This window comes from Achromobacter sp. NCFB-sbj8-Ac1-l, assembly GCF_052695805.1.
Genome location: NZ_CP199812.1, coordinates 392,293 through 408,133, shown reverse-complemented (window position 1 = coordinate 408,133; position 15,841 = coordinate 392,293). Strand labels below are relative to the sequence as shown.

At 67.5% G+C, this 15,841-nt stretch carries 15 protein-coding genes; 12 read left to right on the top strand and 3 right to left on the bottom strand.

What is annotated here, in order from left to right; genetic code table 11:
- Window positions 1-48: 48 nt before the first annotated feature.
- From ACUDP5_RS01935 to dapD, 10 genes are all read left to right on the top strand, one after another.
- Window positions 49-1,485, top strand: a complete 1,437-nt coding sequence (locus tag ACUDP5_RS01935) for a M20 family metallopeptidase (RefSeq protein ID WP_445658039.1) — start codon at window positions 49-51, stop codon at window positions 1,483-1,485.
- 64 nt (window positions 1,486-1,549) lie between these two features.
- Window positions 1,550-2,521 (top strand): succinylglutamate desuccinylase/aspartoacylase domain-containing protein, encoded by a 972-nt coding sequence (locus tag ACUDP5_RS01930; protein WP_263915780.1) that lies wholly within the window; start codon window positions 1,550-1,552, stop codon window positions 2,519-2,521.
- Window positions 2,522-2,584: 63 nt separating this feature from the next.
- A complete protein-coding gene (locus tag ACUDP5_RS01925) occupies window positions 2,585-2,818 on the top strand; it encodes a hypothetical protein (RefSeq protein WP_445659233.1) in 234 nt (77 codons plus the stop codon).
- A gap of 48 nt (window positions 2,819-2,866) precedes the next feature.
- Window positions 2,867-3,844, top strand: a complete 978-nt coding sequence (locus tag ACUDP5_RS01920) for an ABC transporter permease (RefSeq protein WP_263915778.1) — start codon at window positions 2,867-2,869, stop codon at window positions 3,842-3,844.
- Between the two features lie 5 nt (window positions 3,845-3,849).
- Window positions 3,850-4,767: an ABC transporter permease gene (locus tag ACUDP5_RS01915; RefSeq protein WP_445658038.1), complete on the top strand. Its 918-nt coding sequence runs from the start codon at window positions 3,850-3,852 to the stop codon at window positions 4,765-4,767.
- Between the two features lie 145 nt (window positions 4,768-4,912).
- Window positions 4,913-5,896 (top strand): ABC transporter ATP-binding protein, encoded by a 984-nt coding sequence (locus ACUDP5_RS01910; RefSeq protein ID WP_263915776.1) that lies wholly within the window; start codon window positions 4,913-4,915, stop codon window positions 5,894-5,896.
- On the top strand, window positions 5,893-6,903 hold the full coding sequence (locus ACUDP5_RS01905) for an ABC transporter ATP-binding protein (RefSeq protein WP_445658037.1): 1,011 nt from the start codon (window positions 5,893-5,895) through the stop codon (window positions 6,901-6,903). Before ACUDP5_RS01910 ends, ACUDP5_RS01905 begins: the two co-directional genes overlap by 4 nt.
- A 5-nt stretch (window positions 6,904-6,908) precedes the next feature.
- Window positions 6,909-7,814, top strand: a complete 906-nt coding sequence (locus tag ACUDP5_RS01900; protein WP_263915774.1) for an alpha/beta hydrolase — start codon at window positions 6,909-6,911, stop codon at window positions 7,812-7,814.
- 39 nt (window positions 7,815-7,853) lie between these two features.
- Window positions 7,854-8,981, top strand: coding sequence for a M20 family metallopeptidase (locus ACUDP5_RS01895; RefSeq protein WP_263915773.1), 1,128 nt, complete (start codon window positions 7,854-7,856; stop codon window positions 8,979-8,981).
- Between the two features lie 988 nt (window positions 8,982-9,969).
- Entirely contained in the window at window positions 9,970-10,950 is a 981-nt protein-coding gene (gene dapD / locus ACUDP5_RS01890) for a 2,3,4,5-tetrahydropyridine-2,6-dicarboxylate N-succinyltransferase (RefSeq protein WP_263915730.1), read from the top strand.
- 111 nt (window positions 10,951-11,061) lie between these two features.
- Here dapD and ACUDP5_RS01885 read toward each other — a convergent pair whose 3' ends face one another.
- Together ACUDP5_RS01885 and ACUDP5_RS01880 are read right to left on the bottom strand one after the other, a co-directional pair.
- Window positions 11,062-11,688 (bottom strand): hypothetical protein, encoded by a 627-nt coding sequence (locus ACUDP5_RS01885; RefSeq protein WP_263915731.1) that lies wholly within the window; start codon window positions 11,686-11,688, stop codon window positions 11,062-11,064.
- A 135-nt stretch (window positions 11,689-11,823) separates the two neighbouring features.
- Window positions 11,824-12,756: a GlxA family transcriptional regulator gene (locus ACUDP5_RS01880; RefSeq protein WP_263915732.1), complete on the bottom strand. Its 933-nt coding sequence runs from the start codon at window positions 12,754-12,756 to the stop codon at window positions 11,824-11,826.
- Between the two features lie 175 nt (window positions 12,757-12,931).
- On the opposite strand from ACUDP5_RS01880, the gene ACUDP5_RS01875 reads away from it, so the two are divergent.
- On the top strand, window positions 12,932-13,768 hold the full coding sequence (locus ACUDP5_RS01875) for an SDR family oxidoreductase (protein ID WP_263915733.1): 837 nt from the start codon (window positions 12,932-12,934) through the stop codon (window positions 13,766-13,768).
- On the opposite strand, the gene ACUDP5_RS01870 is transcribed toward ACUDP5_RS01875, so the two are convergent.
- Entirely contained in the window at window positions 13,735-14,634 is a 900-nt protein-coding gene (locus ACUDP5_RS01870) for a class II glutamine amidotransferase (protein ID WP_263915734.1), read from the bottom strand. The genes ACUDP5_RS01875 and ACUDP5_RS01870 overlap by 34 nt on opposite strands.
- A gap of 138 nt (window positions 14,635-14,772) precedes the next feature.
- On the opposite strand from ACUDP5_RS01870, the gene ACUDP5_RS01865 reads away from it, so the two are divergent.
- A complete protein-coding gene (locus tag ACUDP5_RS01865; protein WP_445658036.1) occupies window positions 14,773-15,831 on the top strand; it encodes a threonine aldolase family protein in 1,059 nt (352 codons plus the stop codon).
- Window positions 15,832-15,841 lie beyond the last annotated feature (10 nt).

The following is a 15,841-nucleotide window of genomic DNA, read 5'->3' as shown; positions in this document are numbered from 1 at the left end:
GATGCAGGCAGGCGCGCACGACGCGTCCGTCCAGATAAGGGGAAGTCCGTGTCAGCAGCAGTCCCGAGCGCCAGCCGTGCCGCCGCCGTCGGCCGCGCGGCCGCCTACGCCGAAAGCGGCGCCTTGCAACGCGACCTGGCCAGCCTGGTCGCCTACCGCACCGAAAGCCAGAATCCCGACCAGCGCGACGCGCTGTACGACTACCTTCGCACGGCGGTGGCGCCGCGTCTGCAAGGGCTGGGGTTTTCCTGTCACGTCAAAGACAACCCCGTGGCAGGCGGCCCGCCCTTCCTGATCGGCGAGCGCCTGGAAGATCCGGCCCTGCCCACCGTGCTGATGTATGCCCATGGCGACGTGGTGCGCGGCTACGACGAACAATGGCGCGACGGCCTGGCCCCCTGGCAACTGACCGCCGAAGGCGACCGCTGGTACGGCCGCGGCACGGCCGACAACAAGGGCCAGTACTGCATCAACATGGCCGCGCTGGAACAGGTGCTGGCCGAACGCAGGCAACGCCTGGGCTTCAACCTGCGCATGCTGGTGGAATGCGGCGAAGAGGTCGGCTCGCCTGGCCTGCACCAGGCCTGCGACCAATGGCGCGACCTGCTCGCCGCCGACGTCTTCATCGCCTCCGACGGTCCGCGGCTGGCCGCCGACCTGCCGACCCTGTTCCTGGGTTCGCGCGGCACGCTGCTGTTCGACCTGGTGGTGGACCTGCGCGGCCACGCCCACCATTCCGGCAACTGGGGCGGCGTGCTGCCCAACCCCGGCATCATCCTGGCGAACGCGCTGGCCAGCCTGGTCGATGCGCGCGGCCGCCTGCGGGTCGACGGCCTGCGTCCCCCGGCCATTCCGCCCGCGGTGCGCCAGGCGCTGGCCAGCATCCAGGTTGGCCTGGACGACGACGCGCCCGATATCGATCCCGACTGGGGTGAACCGGGACTGTCGCTGGCCGAACGCCTGTTCGGCTGGAACACGCTGGAAGTGCTGGCCTACAAGACCGGCAACCCGGACAACCCGGTGGGCGCGATTCCGCCGCGCGCCAGCGCCACCTGCAATCTGCGTTTCGTGGTCGGCACCGACTGGCGCCAGACCGAAGCCATCCTGCGCCGCCATCTGGATGCGCACGGCCTGACGCAAGTGGCCATCCGCATGCGCCGCGGCACGCCCGCGACCCGGCTGGACCCCGACGATCCCTGGGCCCGCTGGGCCGTGGCCTCGCTGGCCGCCACCACCGGCAAGACGCCGGCGCTGCTGCCCAACCTGGGCGGCACGGTGCCCAACGACGCGTTTTCCGAAGTGCTGGGCCTGCCTACGGTGTGGGTGCCCCATTCCTACCCCGCCTGCTGTCAGCACGGCCCGGACGAGCACCTGCTGGCGTCCGTGGCGCGTGAAGCCGCCGCCGTCATGGCGGGCCTGTTCTGGGACCTGGGCGAACAAGGCGCGGATATCGTGGCCCAACGCGGGCGCTCAACCCCTACCTGACCGCCGCCTGACCGCCCTCTGCCGTCATCCCCTATACAATCCCCTTCGCTTGATCGGAGTTCCCATGTCCTTGTCTTCGTCCGCGCCCCGTCCGCGCCCCTTTCTGCTTGCCTGTCCGGATCTGTCGGCCGAACGCCTGGGCAATACGGATACGCCGGGCGTCTGGCATTTCGACTCCGGCGTGCCGGGCAAGCGCGTCATGCTCAGCGCCCTGATCCACGGCAACGAGCTGTGCGGCGCCTGGGCCCTGAAAGACGCCCTGGCCGCGGGCCTGCGCCCGCGCCGCGGTTCGCTGACGCTGGCGTTCTGCAACCTGGCCGCGTTCGACCGCTTCGACCCGGCCAACTACGCCCCGGCGCGCTTTGTCGACGAAGACATGAACCGTGTCTGGAGCGACGACAAGCTGGCCCAGCCGATCAGCCAGGAACGCCGCCGCGCCGCCGAGATCCGCCCCTGGGTGGCCCAGGCCGAGTGGCTGCTGGATTTCCACTCGATGAGCAATTCCGACGTGCCGTTGCAATTGACCGGCCTGGAACAACGCAACATCGACCTGGCCCTGGCGCTGGGTAATCCCGCCACCATCATTGCCGACGCCGGGCACGCCGCCGGCGTGCGCATGCGCGACTACGGCCGTTTCGGTGAAGCGGGCGACAACGGCACCCGTTCGCTGCTGATCGAATGCGGCTTCCACGGCGCCCCCGAGGCCCGCGGCGTCGCGGTCGACCAGATGGCGCGCTTCTTGATCGCGGCCGGCACGGTGGACGAAGCCGACCTGCCCCAAGACTGGATCGCGCCCCAGGCCAGCGCCCAGCGCGCCCTGCGCGTGACCCACGCGGTGGCCGCCAAAAGCGCCGATTTCCGCTTCGCCGAGCCCTGGAAAGGCCTGGAAACGCTGCCGCGCGCCGGCACCGTCATCGGCTGGTCCGAGGGCGAGGCCGTGACCACGCCCTATGACAACTGCGTGCTGATCATGCCGTCCACCGCCAACCTGCGCGCCGGCGTCACCGTCGTACGGCTGGCCCAGCCCATCGCCTGACTGACCAGGCGGGGCCCCCTCGACGGCGCCCCGCCATACATAAAAAGGCCCCAAGGGAACGCAATGTCCGCAAACGTTTTCATCCGCAGCGCCTTGTCCGCCTGTACGCTGGCGGCCGCCATGGCAGGCGGTGCGCCCACCGCCCTGGCCCAGGCCGCCCCCCAGACGCTGCGGATCGACCTGCCCAGCATTCCCCTGCACTTCGAAAGCAGTATCTGGGCGTTCAGGAAAGCGCTGACCGACGAAGGCCGCGCCGCCCAGTACACCCTGGCCCTGTCGGCCAGACCCGCCCAATAAGATCGCCAATCCGGCGCCTGCAACCCGAGCCCACCAAGGAAATATCACGTGGCCCTTTTCATCCTACGCAGACTGATACAGAGTCTGTTCGTACTGCTGGCCGTATCGGTCGTGGTCTTCTTCGCGGTGTATGCCGTGGGCGACCCGATCGAGCTGCTGGTCAGCCCCGAAGCCAGCCAGGCCGCCCGCGAAGCCATGATCGCGCGCCTCGGCCTGGACCTGCCGGTATGGCAGCAATACACCGGGTTCCTGTGGCGCGCGCTGCATGGCGACCTGGGCACGTCGTTCGTGCACGGCATTCCCGCCATCGAACTGATCGTGCAGCGCATTCCCGCCACGTTCGAACTGGTCATCGTGGCCATCGGCCTGACCTGTGTGATCGGCATTCCGCTGGGCCTGGTGGCCGGCCTGTACCGCGACGAGCCGCTAGGCCGCGGCATCATGGGTTCTTCCGTGCTGGGCTTTTCGCTGCCCAACTTCTGGCAAGGCATGATGCTGATCCTGCTGTTCGCCGTCTGGCTGGGCTGGCTGCCAGCCACCGGCCGCGGCGACACGGTCACCGTGCTGGGTGTGCGCCTGTCGATCCTGACGGCCGACGGCTGGTCGCACCTGATCATGCCGGCGATCAACCTGGCGCTGGCCAACATCGCCCTGGTGCTGCGCCTGACGGCCTCGGGCGTGGTCGAGGCCCGCAGCCAGGACTACGTGAAATTCGCCCGGGCCAAGGGCGTCAAGCCCGGCCGCATCGTGCGCCGCCACATCCTGCGCAACATCCTGATCCCGGTGGTCACCGTGATCGGCATGGAATTCGGCACCCTGATCGCCTATTCCACCATCACCGAAACCGTGTTCGCATGGCCCGGCATGGGCAAGCTGCTGATCGACAGCGTCTACCAGCTTGACCGCCCCGTGGTGGTCGCCTACGTGATGCTGGTCACCCTGATCTTCGTGGTCATCAACCTGGTCGTGGACATCCTGTACGCCGCGCTCGACCCGCGCGTGCAGCTCGTGACCCCTGCTCAATAACCGCCATGGCTAATCCTCCCAACACCGGCCGCACTCGTACCGTCCAGCCCCTGGCCGATACGCCCAAGCGCGCCTCGATCCTGAAGAAACTGCGGGCCCGCCCCACCGTGCGCGGCTCGGCCATCGCCCTGATCATCCTGATCCTGCTGGTGGTGTTCGCACCGTACTTCGCGCCGCAGAACCCCTATGACCTGGCCAACCTGTCGCTGATGGACGGCCGCCTGGCGCCGCGCCAGGCGCTGATGGACGGCAGCATCGCGTGGCTCGGCACCGACGACCAGGGCCGCGACATGCTCAGCGCCATCCTGTATGGCCTGCGGATCAGCCTGATGGTGGGCCTGTCCGCCGTGATGCTGGCCACCGCCGTGGGCGGCGCGGTCGGCCTGGTGGCCGCCTACCTCGGCGGCCTGGTCGACACCGTGCTGATGCGCATCGTCGACTTCATCCTGGGCTTTCCGACCATCCTGGTGGCGCTGGTGCTGCTGGTGGTGCTGGGGCGCGGGGTCGACAAGGTGATCCTGGCGCTGGTGCTGGTGCAGTGGGGCCACTACGCCCGCATCATGCGCAGCCGCGCGCTGCAGGAACGCCGCAAGGAATACGTCGAAGCCGCCGCCAACCTGGGCTTTCCGGCGTGGCGCATCATGGTGTTCCACCTCTTGCCCAATTGCCTGGGCCCCGTGATGGTGTTTGCCACCATCCAGATCGCCACCGCCATCGCGCTGGAAGCGACGCTGTCGTTCCTGGGGGTGGGCGTGCCCATCACCGAACCGTCGCTGGGCCTGTTGATTTCCAACGGCTTCCAGTACCTGCTGTCGGGCGACTATTGGATCAGTTTGTTCCCGGGCATTGCTTTGCTGGTGCTGATCCTCTCCATCAACATCGTAGGCGACCGCCTGCGCGAGAGCCTGGATCCAAGGAAATGACCCACCCCAGAAGCGCTGCGCGCTGCCCCCTTTGGCGGGCCCCCCTCAAGGGGGCATGCCAGCGGACCGGCGGAGCCGGCTCCGCGGCATCCCGATGGAACGATACCGGCTACACCTGCGGCGGTTTGCGCACTGGATTACTGACATGAGCGAAACACTACTCGAGGTGCGCGGCCTGCGCACCGCATTCCATACCGAAGCCGGCGCCTGGCTGGCGGTCGACGGCGTCGACCTCACCGTGCGCCGTGGCGAAATCGTGGGCCTGGTCGGTGAATCGGGCTCGGGCAAGTCGGTCACCGGTTTCTCGCTGCTGGGCCTGATCGACCCACCGGGCGAAGTCGTCGACGGCGAGGTCAAGTTCAAGGGCAACGACCTGCGCAAGCTCTCGGAAGAGCAGATGCGCCAGTTGCGCGGCAACCGCATCGCGATGATCTTCCAGGACCCGCTGATGACGCTCAACCCGGTGCTGCGCATCGGCGAGCAGATGATGGAAGCCATCCTGACGCACGAGGACGTGCCGCGCGCCCAGGCCCTGGAACGCTGCCGCGAAGCGCTGGCCATGGTCGGCATCCCGTCGCCGGAAAAGCGCCTGAGGAGCTATCCGCACGAGTTCTCGGGCGGCATGCGCCAGCGCGTAGCGATCGCGATCGCCATGCTCAACAAGCCCGACCTGATCATCTGCGACGAACCCACCACGGCGCTGGACGTCACCATCCAGGGCCAGATCCTGTACCGCATGCAGGAGATCTGCCGCGAACACAACACGGCGCTGATCTGGATCACCCACGACCTGGGCGTGGTGGCCGAACTGGCCGACCGCGTGGCGGTCATGTACGCCGGCCGCATCGTCGAAAGCGGTCCGGTCGAACAGGTGCTGGATTCCCCTCGCCACCCCTACACCAAGGGCCTGCTCGACTCGATGCCCGGCGCCACCCAGCCGGGTGCGCGCCTGCACCAGATCAACGGCATGGCGCCCAGCCTGGCCGGCCGCCCGTCGGGCTGTGCCTTCCGGCCGCGCTGCGCCCACGCGGTCACGCGCTGCACCGAACAAGCCCCCACCGTCACCACCGAAGGTCCGCGCAGCTATCGCTGTTACGTCCCGATCGCCCGCGAGGCCGAGCAAGCATGAGCCAAGCCGATACCCCCGTCATCGAGCTCAAGAACGTCCACAAGCGCTTCGAGCAGCGGCCCGACCTGGCCCAGCGCATCCTGGCCCTGACCGGCTGCCCCATCGACCGCCGCACCGTCTATGCCGTCAACGGCGTGGACCTGCGCATCGGCCGCGGCGAAGTCGTCGGCCTGGTCGGTGAATCGGGCTGTGGCAAGTCCACCCTGGGCCGCGTCGTGGCCGGCCTGCACCGCCAGACCGAAGGCGACCTGCTCTACCAGGGCCAGGACGCCCGCCGTCTGCGTGGCGCCGACAAGCTCGCCTACACGCTGGGCGTGCAGATGATCTTCCAGGACCCGCAAGCCTCGCTGAACCCGCGCCAGCGCCTGCGCCAGATCCTGGGCGAGTCGCTCAAGGTGCACAAGCTGGCGCCGCCGGCCGAGATTCCAGCCCGCATCGACCAGGCACTGAAGGAAGTGGGCCTGGACACCGAGTACCGCGACCGCTTCCCGCACCAGATCTCGGGCGGCCAGCGCCAGCGCATCGGCATCGCCCGTGCGCTGATGGTGGCGCCCAAGTTCCTGGTGTGCGACGAACCCGTGGCCGCGCTGGACGTGTCGATCCAGGCGCAGGTGATCAACCTGTTCATGGACCTGCGCGAACAGCACGGCTTCACGTACCTGTTCATCAGCCACGACCTGGGCGTGGTCAAGCACATCTCGGATCGCGTGGCGATCATGTACCTGGGCAAGATCGTCGAGATCTCGACGTCTGCCGAGATTTTCGCGCGCGCCAACCACCCGTACACTCAGGCATTGATGGCCGAGGTGCCGGACGTGGCCCGCCGGGGCCGCAAGTTCACGCCGATCAAGGGCGAAATCCCGTCGCCGCTGAACCCGCCCCCCGGCTGCACGTTCAACCCCCGCTGCCCCCACGCCATGCCGCGCTGCCGCGAGCAGGCGCCGTCCCTGAAAGAAATATCGCCGGGCCACTGGTCGGCCTGCCACCTGAACGAAGCCACCGCCTGAACGCCATGAAACCCTCCGACATGTCCAACAAGGACCGCATCGCCATCGAAATGGGCCACGCGGGCCGCAACACCATCGCCTACATCGACGAAGACCGCAATTCCGACCGCCCGTTCAAGCTGCAGACCTACCGCCCCTACGGCTACACGCCGGACCGTCCGGTGGTGATCGTGCAGCACGGCGTGCTGCGCAACGGTGACGAATACCGCGACTTCTGGGTCGAGGCGGCCGACAAGCACAAGCTGCTGATCGTGGCACTGACATTCTCCAACGAGATCTGGCCGGGCGTGGAAAGCTACAACAACGGCCGCGTGTTCTCGGCCGGCGGCAACCCGCGCCACATCGACGGCTGGACCTACGCGCTGGTGGGCAACGTGATCCGCGACATGATCGACGGCGAAATCACCGATGGCCAGAACGTCTACCTGTTCGGCCACTCGGCCGGCGGCCAGTTCGTGCACCGCCTGATGAGCAGCCAGTCGCACGCCCCGTTCAAGGCGGTGGCGGCAGGCAACCCGGGCTGGTACACGCTGCCGACGTTCGATTACCCCTTCCCCGAAGGCATGGACGGCGTGGGCCTGACGGAAGACCACCTGGTCAAGCTGCTGGCCTACCCGATGATGATCCTGGCGGGCGACCAGGACATCGCCACCGACGACCCGAACCTGCCGTCGGAACCCGCTGCGATGCGCCAGGGCCCGCACCGTTTCGCGCGCGCCCATAACTACTTCGAAGCCGGCCGCAAGGAAGCCGAACGCCGCGGCGTGCCGTTCAACTGGACGCTGCAAGTGGTGCCCGGCATCGGCCACGACGGTCGCGCGATGTCCGCCGTATGCGCCAGCCTGTGGTTCGACGGCCGCATGCCCGACGACACCGAACTGGCCCGCCTGGCCGGCCAGCAGGTCGCCTGAACGCTCCCCCTTTCCTAGCCGACATTCCCGGATACCGCTATGTCTTCTTCCCGCACTGAACAGCTCGTCGCCGGCATCCAAAGCTGGCTGCAATGCGAATCGCCCTCGAACTTCCCCGACGGCATCGCCGCCATGGCCCGCATCATCGCCGACTACGCGGCCGCGGCCGGCCTGACGGTGGAACTGTCGTCGCTGGGCCCCACGACCGGCCCGCTGCTGTACGCGACCAACCGCGCCCCCGGCGACACGCGCCCGGGCATCCTGATCCTGGCGCACATGGACACGGTGCACCCGGTGGGCACGCTGCTGGAAAACCCGGTGCGCATCGAAGGCGATCGCCTGTACGGCCCGGGCAGCTACGACATGAAGGCCGGCATCTACCTGGCGCTGACGGCGCTGGCAGGCGTGGCCCGTCCGGGCGCGACGCAACTGCCGGTGGACTTCCTGGTGGTACCTGACGAAGAAACGGGCAGCCATGCCTCGCGCGTGCACATCGAACGTTTCGCGGCCAACGCGAAGTACGCGCTGGTGTGCGAGCCTGCCCGCCCGAACGGCGGCAAGTGCGTGACGGCGCGCAAGGGCACGGGCATGCTGAACCTGAACGTGAAGGGCCGCCCGGCCCACGCCGGCATGCAGCACGAGAAGGGCCGCAGCGCGATCCGCGAGATGGCGCACCAGGTGCTGGCGCTGGAAGCGATGACAGACTACGAGCGCGGCATCACGGTCAGCGTGGGCACGATCGCCGGCGGCACGGTAACGAACACGGTGCCGGCGCTATGCCGCTGCGTGGTGGATTTCCGCGTGCCGGACATGGGCGCAGCCGAAGACGTGCTGCGCCGCATGCGCGAGCTGTGCGCAGTGGGCCCGGACGTGGAGCTGGACATCGACGTGGAACTGAACCGCCCGCCGATGGTAAAGACGGCAGAAGCTGCCGCCCTGCTGGCGCTGGTGCAAGGCTACGCGGAACGCGCAGGCTTCCTGCTGGAAGACGCCCCGATGACGGGCGGCGGCAGCGACGCCAACTTCACCTCCGCCATGGGAATTCCGACGCTCGATGGTTTGGGTGCGGACGGAGATGGTGCTCATACTTTGAATGAGTACATCTTGGTTTCTACGTTGGAGCAGCGGTTGAAGTTTTGGGAGTTGTTGTTGAAGGATCTGGCTTAAAAGATCTGGTCGGTTTAGCGCGTGCGGTGGGGTTCTTAAGCCGCGCGTGACGGGGCAGGCGGGTGAGGGCGGGGCTACGATTGCGGTCCGGAGCCTTCGCTCCGGACTGCCCCTTCGTCATCTTCGTCCTCGCCTTCGGCGACTCCTTCAGATTCCCTCGGGCGCAATCTACACGCCCCGCCCTCACCCGCCTGCCCCGTCACGCGCTCTTGATGAGGATTAGTCACGGTATCTGGGGTGGTCAGTGTGCTTGGCGTGTTAGCCACCATCAGGGGGGGGTTGGCGGGGTGGGACGGTGCCCGCCTCGTGCCGGCCGCGCGGGCGGCCTTACGAGGCTTACGCGGCGTCTTGCGTGCACCGATGCCGCTCTCGCGCTTGCGGGGATCGTGCGCATTTTGATCACCTGTTGAATTGCCCTCCACCGGCCATCGGTCTTCTAGCGGCGCGGATGCCGTGGCGTTCCACACCCATGTGCAACGCCTGATGGGCGGCGCGCGAGACAATCAGCATGCGCAAGTCAGTGCCTGCTCGCGCCGCCCATCACCGCCCCCTCCCCCCTGACTGCGAACCATTAGAAAACCAATCTCCAACAGCGCGAAGCGTACCCGCAACACATTCCACCAACGCAATGCCAAACGTGGCCGCCCGCGCGGCCGCGGCTTGGCGACCCTGCAGATTCCATTCCCTGACCACAGGTCTAGCAGCGCAACGAACCGAGACACGCGTAGCCCGGCGCGGGGGTGGCTTGCGGAGTGGGCAACCTCGATGCGCCCGAGGGAATCCGTAGGGAGCCGAAGGCGGACGAGGATGACGAAGGGGAAGTCCGGCGCCGGCGCGCCGGACCGCAATCGTGGGCGCCCACTCCGCAAGCCACCCCCGCGACGGGCGACCCACGAAGTACGAAGCCCCCAAGACACAAACAACCTGGCCTAGAATATTCCCCCAGAGAACCCCCAAAAAAGAACCACAACAGAACTCAGCAAGAACCATGTCCCAAGCTACTCAAACCAGCGCCATCGCCTACGGCCTGGCCACTATTGCCGCCGACGGCACCGTTCTTGATACTTGGTATCCCCGCCCCTCCCTGGCTGACAACTCGCCCGCCGGCGGCACTCGTCACCTGACGCCTGAAGAAGCTCGTGCTGCCCTCGGTGAGCATGTGCCGACGTCACTTGGCCGCGACACCCGCCGGAAAGTCGATATCGTGGCCGTGCGTACCGCCATCGCGTCGCTTGATGCGCCGCCCGCCGATGCGCATGATGCTTATCTGCGCCTGCATCTGCTCAGTCATCGGCTCATTCGGCCGCACGGTGCCAATCTGGATGGCTTGTTCAATGTGTTGGCCAATGTCGCCTGGACCTCGGTCGGGCCTTGCGCCGTCGAACAGGTCGACGCCTTGCGCTGGCAGTTGCGGGCGACCGGGCAGGTGCTTGAGATTCGCGGCGTCGACAAGATTCCGCGCATGACCGACTATGTCGTGCCCGCGGGTGTTCGTATTGCCGATACCGCGCGCGTGCGGCTCGGTGCGCATCTGGCGGCGGGCACCACCGTACTGCACGAAGGGTTCTGCAACTTCAATGCCGGCACCCTGGGGGCTTCCATGGTCGAAGGCCGCATCAGTGCAGGAGTCATCGTCGATGATGGCACCGACGTCGGCGGCGGTGCGTCCATCATGGGCACCATGTCTGGTGGCGGCAAACAGGTTGTTGCCATCGGCAAGCGCTGCCTGCTGGGCGCCAACTCGGGCATCGGCATCTCGTTGGGCGACGACTGCGTCGTCGAAGCGGGTTGCTATGTCACCGCCGGCACGCGTGTGCTCACGCCCGAAGGGGCGGTCGTCAAGGCCGTTGAGCTGGCCGGACAGCATGGGCTGCTGTTCCGCCGCAATTCGCAGACCGGCGCGGTCGAGGCGCTGGTGCGCACCGCGGCGTGGGGCACGCTCAACCCGGCCCTGCATACGGGCCATTGATCCGCGCGGCGAGCGCCGCGCCCCCACGACACAAGGGCCGCTTTCGCGGCCCTTGATACTTTGGGGATTGCGCTATGCGCTTGGCGTGTGGCGCCAGAGGCATCCAGTCCGTCAGGCCGATGCCGCTTGCGCCGTTTCACCCAGGCGGTCGTAGACCAGGTTCACGAACAGGTCCGAACTCAGGATGCGCGCGGCGGGGCACGAGAACACCGTCGCGCCGTCGTCGGTGCGCAGGCTGACCGTTTCGGTCCAGTCGTTCAGGTCGATGCGTTGCAGCGATTCGTAGGGCCAGGTGTCGGCGCCGATGTGCAGGCCTTCGGCCGACAGGGCCAGTTCGCGGGTCGTCAGGTTGGGGAAATCGCCGCCATCCAGCGTGCGGAAGGCCACCTGCGCGCCATCGGCCAGGCGGGCTTCCAGCACCGGCAGGCGCTGATCGACCAGGCGCGAGCGGAAGGCGTCCATGAAGCGGGGGAATTCGACGATGTCGCCCGGCACCAGGGTCCAGCCAGGTTCGGCGCGGCTGCGGTAGGCGAAGCGGTCGATGCCGTCGAGGCCGGCTTGCGGGCCGGGGGCAGACAAATACAGGTCGGAGATGTCGGCGAAAGCGGTGTAGTAGCGTTCGCCATCTTGCTGGCGGACGATGCCGCGCTCGTGCAATTCAAAGCAATCCGGGGTGCTCCCCGTATCTACAAACACCGCCAATGCGTCAGGAGCCTGCGGGGTTTTGTCATCAGTCATGCAACTTCCTTATTGGAATCAGGGTGCTTTCGCGGCCCAGGAACGTCGCAAAGTCATGCGATACGCATTCTCCCCCATATCGGCAAAGCGTGCTCGATGACCCCGTTTTAGCGGCCAGATGCGGCAATAACGGGGTCAGGCGCGTATCAGCCGTTGCATCGCCTGTGGCGATTGGCCGAATGCGCGCAGGAAGGCCTTGCGCATGCGGTCGCGGTCGCCAAAGCCCGTTTCGCGCGCCACCACCTCGGCCGAGTGGCGGCCGGATTGCATCATGCCCTGCGCGGCCTCCAGCCGCAGGTGCTCCACCGCCTTGGCGGGCGACTGGCCGGTTTCCAGGCGGAAGACGCGGCTGAACTGGCGCGGGCTCAGGTGTGCGGCGCGGGCCAGTTCGTCGACCGACAGTTCGGCCCTCAGGTTGGCCTTGGCGTAAGCCAGCGCCGTCTGCACCCGGTCGGACTTGGCGTCCAGTTCCAGCAACGCGGAATACTGCGACTGGCCACCCGCGCGGCGCTGCGTCAGCACCAGCTTGCGCGCCACCATGCGGGCCACGTCCGCCCCCAGGTCGGCTTCCACCATCGCCAGCGCCAGGTCCACGCCTGCGCTCATGCCCGCCGACGTCCAGATCGGGCCGTCGGCCACGTAGATGCGGTCTTCGTCCACCTGCAGGCCGGGGTATTCGCGTTGCAGCCGCCGCGCAAAGTGCCAGTGCGTGGTGACGCGGCGCCCTTCCAGCAGGCCGGCCTGCGCCAGGATGAAGGCGCCGGTGCACATGGCGGCGCAGCGGCGCACGCGCTTGCTGGCGGCCTGCAAGGCGCGCAGCAAACCATCGGACGCCCCCGCGCCGGTGTTGTCGCCGGCCACGATCAGCGTGTCGAATGTGCGCCGGCCCAGCTTGGTGGAATCCACCGAAAAACCCTGTGAACTGGGCACCGGACCACCGTGTTCGGACACCAGCGTCACCCGGTATTGCGCCGACTCCAGGTGCATGTTGACCGTTTCGAAAACGGAACTGGCGGCCAGGCTCAGAACCTGGAAACCGGGGTGCAGCACGATCGCGATCGTTTTCATGGAGAAGCCTGCCAAGAGAAGAAAAGCCCTGGCTCAGGCCGGGGTCCACGTCCTGAGCCGGCCGATTTCATCGGAATGTCCTAAAAAGACGTTTCTATGTCATTGAGGATATTTCCTGCCAATTCTACTCTGCATGGGTACCGGCGGCATCCACCGCCTTCCCCTTGGAGCCAACATGAGCACTACCCCCTTGAATCACACGCCCGGCCGCGCCCTGGTCACCGGTGCCTCGACCGGTATCGGCGCACGCTACGCGCATCACCTGGCCCGCCGCGGCCATGACCTGACGCTGGTGGCGCGCAACGCCGGCCGGCTGGAAGCACTGGCGGCGCGCCTGCGCGCCGAAACCGGCCGCGACGTACGTGTGTTGCCGGCCGACCTGGCCGATGCCGACGGCCTGGTCCGGGTGGCGCGTGAGCTGCGTGAAGACGAGTCGCTGACCGTGCTGGTGAACAACGCCGGTATCGGCTCGGTGGCGCCACTGCTGCAATCGGATCCCGACCAGATGCAGGCCATGATCGACCTGAACGTCAGCGCGTTGACACGCCTGACCATGGCCGCGGTGCCGGGGTTCGTCGCGCGCGGCAACGGCACGCTGATCAACATTGCGTCGGTCGTGGCGCTGCATCCGGAACTGCTCAACGGCGTCTATGGCGCCAGCAAGGCGTATGTGCTGGCGTACTCGCAATCGCTGCGCCACGAGCTGGCCGACAAGGGCCTGCGCATCCAGGCCGTACTGCCGGGCGCCACGGGCACCGACTTCTGGGACCTGGCGGGAAAACCGGCCAGCGAATTGCCGGCCGCCATCGTGATGAGCGCCGATGACATGGTGCAGGCCGCGCTGGCCGGCCTGGACCAGGGCGAGTTCGTGACCATTCCCGCCTTGGGCGAAGCGGCCCTGTGGCAGCGCCTGGAAGACGCGCGCCAGGCGCTGGGCCCGGAACTGTCTCGCAATGCGCCCGCGGCCCGCTACGGCGTTCAGGCGCCCGGCGCCACCGGCACGAACGGGTAATGCTCCACCCGGCCGTGCGCCGCGATGATGGCGGTGGCCTCGGGCACTTCTTCCCAGGCCCCCGGCATCTCGGACAGCGGCTCGGACAGCAGCAGGAAGGCGTTGTCATCCAGCGCCGCGATCTGCGGATCGTCGGGGTACAGCTGGCGCAGGTGGTGCACGCAGGTGTTGTGAAACAGGGTGCGCGATTCGCGTTCGCTGGAATAGCGCACCGCGATCAGGCGTTCGCCGTCCAGGGCGCACACCGTCATATTGATGGGCTGCGCCACGCCGTGACGCCGGCCGGTCTCTTCGACCGCGCCGACCATGCGCGCCAGCGCCGGCAGCGCGTCCTCTTCCAGGCCGAACGTCAGCGCCAGCAGGAACATCACCTCGGAATCGGTCGACCCTTCCAGGGATCCGAAATAGCTCGGCGCGATCATCAGCATCAAGTCGCGCCGCAAGAGCGGGTAGTCGCGGATCACGCCGTTGTGCACGAACAGCCAGTTGCCGTGGCGAAACGGGTGGCAGTTGGTCTCCTGGGCCGGCGTGTCGGTGGCGGCGCGAATGTGCGCCACGAAGAGCGGGGCGTGGATCGCGCGCGCCGCTTCGCGCAGGTTGCGGTCGTTCCAGGCGGGATGCACGCTGCGGTAGCGGAATGGCGGCTCTTGGGGCGGGCTTGCCTGGGGTGCGTCATTCGGTGCTTGGCCATTCGGGTGCCGGCCGCCTCGCGGCGGGCTGTACCAGCCCAGGCCGAAGCCGTCGCCATTGGTGGTGGTGACGCTCATGCGGGCGTGCAGGCTCTGGTCGATCAGAGAGTGCCTGGCCTTGAACAGCACGCTCTCCATTTGCAGGGGACTACCGGTGTAAGCGAGCCAGCGGCACATGATGCGCTCCTTCAAGACAAGCCCGGCGCGGGGCCTTGGCGATACGTCCCAGTGTAAGCGGCGTGCAATTTTCTACAAGCCCGCCTGCCACCGGGTCGGCATAGTGGGCATTCGCCCTATCCGCCAGAGAGCCTTGCCTTGGACACTTCCCCCCCGTTTTCCCCGCAGCTGGGTTTTTCCAGCGACAACATCGCCGGCGCCAGCCCGCAAGTCCTGGAGGCGCTGCTGCGCGCCAATGAGGGACAGGCCCAACCCTATGGCGCCGACGACGCCAGCCAGCGCGTGGCGCGGCAATTGGCCGAGATTTTCGAACACGAGGTCGAGGTGTTGCTGGTGCCGACCGGCACCGCGGCCAATTCGCTGGCGCTGTCGGTGCTGACGCCGCCGTGGGGCAGCGTGCTGTGCCACGCGCAAAGCCACATTGCCAACGACGAATGCGGCGCGCCGCAGTTCTACACCAGCGGCGCCCGCCTGACCTTGCTGGACGGCGACGCCGCCAAGATCGACCCGGCGCAACTTGCCGTCGAAGTGCGCCGCAAGGTCGGCGACGTGCATTCCATGCAGCCCGCCTGCGTCAGCATCACTCAGGCGACTGAAACCGGCAGCGTCTACACGCTGGCTGAAATCGCCGCGATCAGCGAGATCTGCCGGGGCGCCGGCCTGCCGCTGCACATGGACGGCGCACGCTTTGCCAACGCGCTGGTCAGCCTGGGCTGCACCCCCGCCGAGATGACCTGGAAGGCGGGCGTCAAGGCGCTGTCGTTCGGCGCCACCAAGAACGGCGTGCTGGGCGCGGAAGCCATCGTGCTGTTCGAGCCGGGCCTGGCCACCGAACTGGCTTACCGGCGCAAGCGCGGCGGTCACCTGTTCTCGAAGATGCGCCTGCTGTCGGCCCAGATGGAAGCCTATCTGGATGACGGCCTGTGGCTGCGCAACGCGCGCCAGGCCAACGCCATGGCGGCCCGCCTGGCCGCCGGCATGGCCGACCTGCCGGGCGTGCAAACGCAAGGACCGGCAGAGGCCAACATCCTGTTCTGCCGCCTGCCGGCCGCGGCCATCGAAGGGCTGCTCGCACAGGGCTTTCGCTTCTATCACGATCGGTGGGGCCCTGGCGTGGTGCGCCTGGTCACCTCGTTCGCCACGCGCGAACAGGACGTGGACCATTTCCTGGCGGCGCTGCGCGAACAGTGCCGGTAGGGCTTCGTAT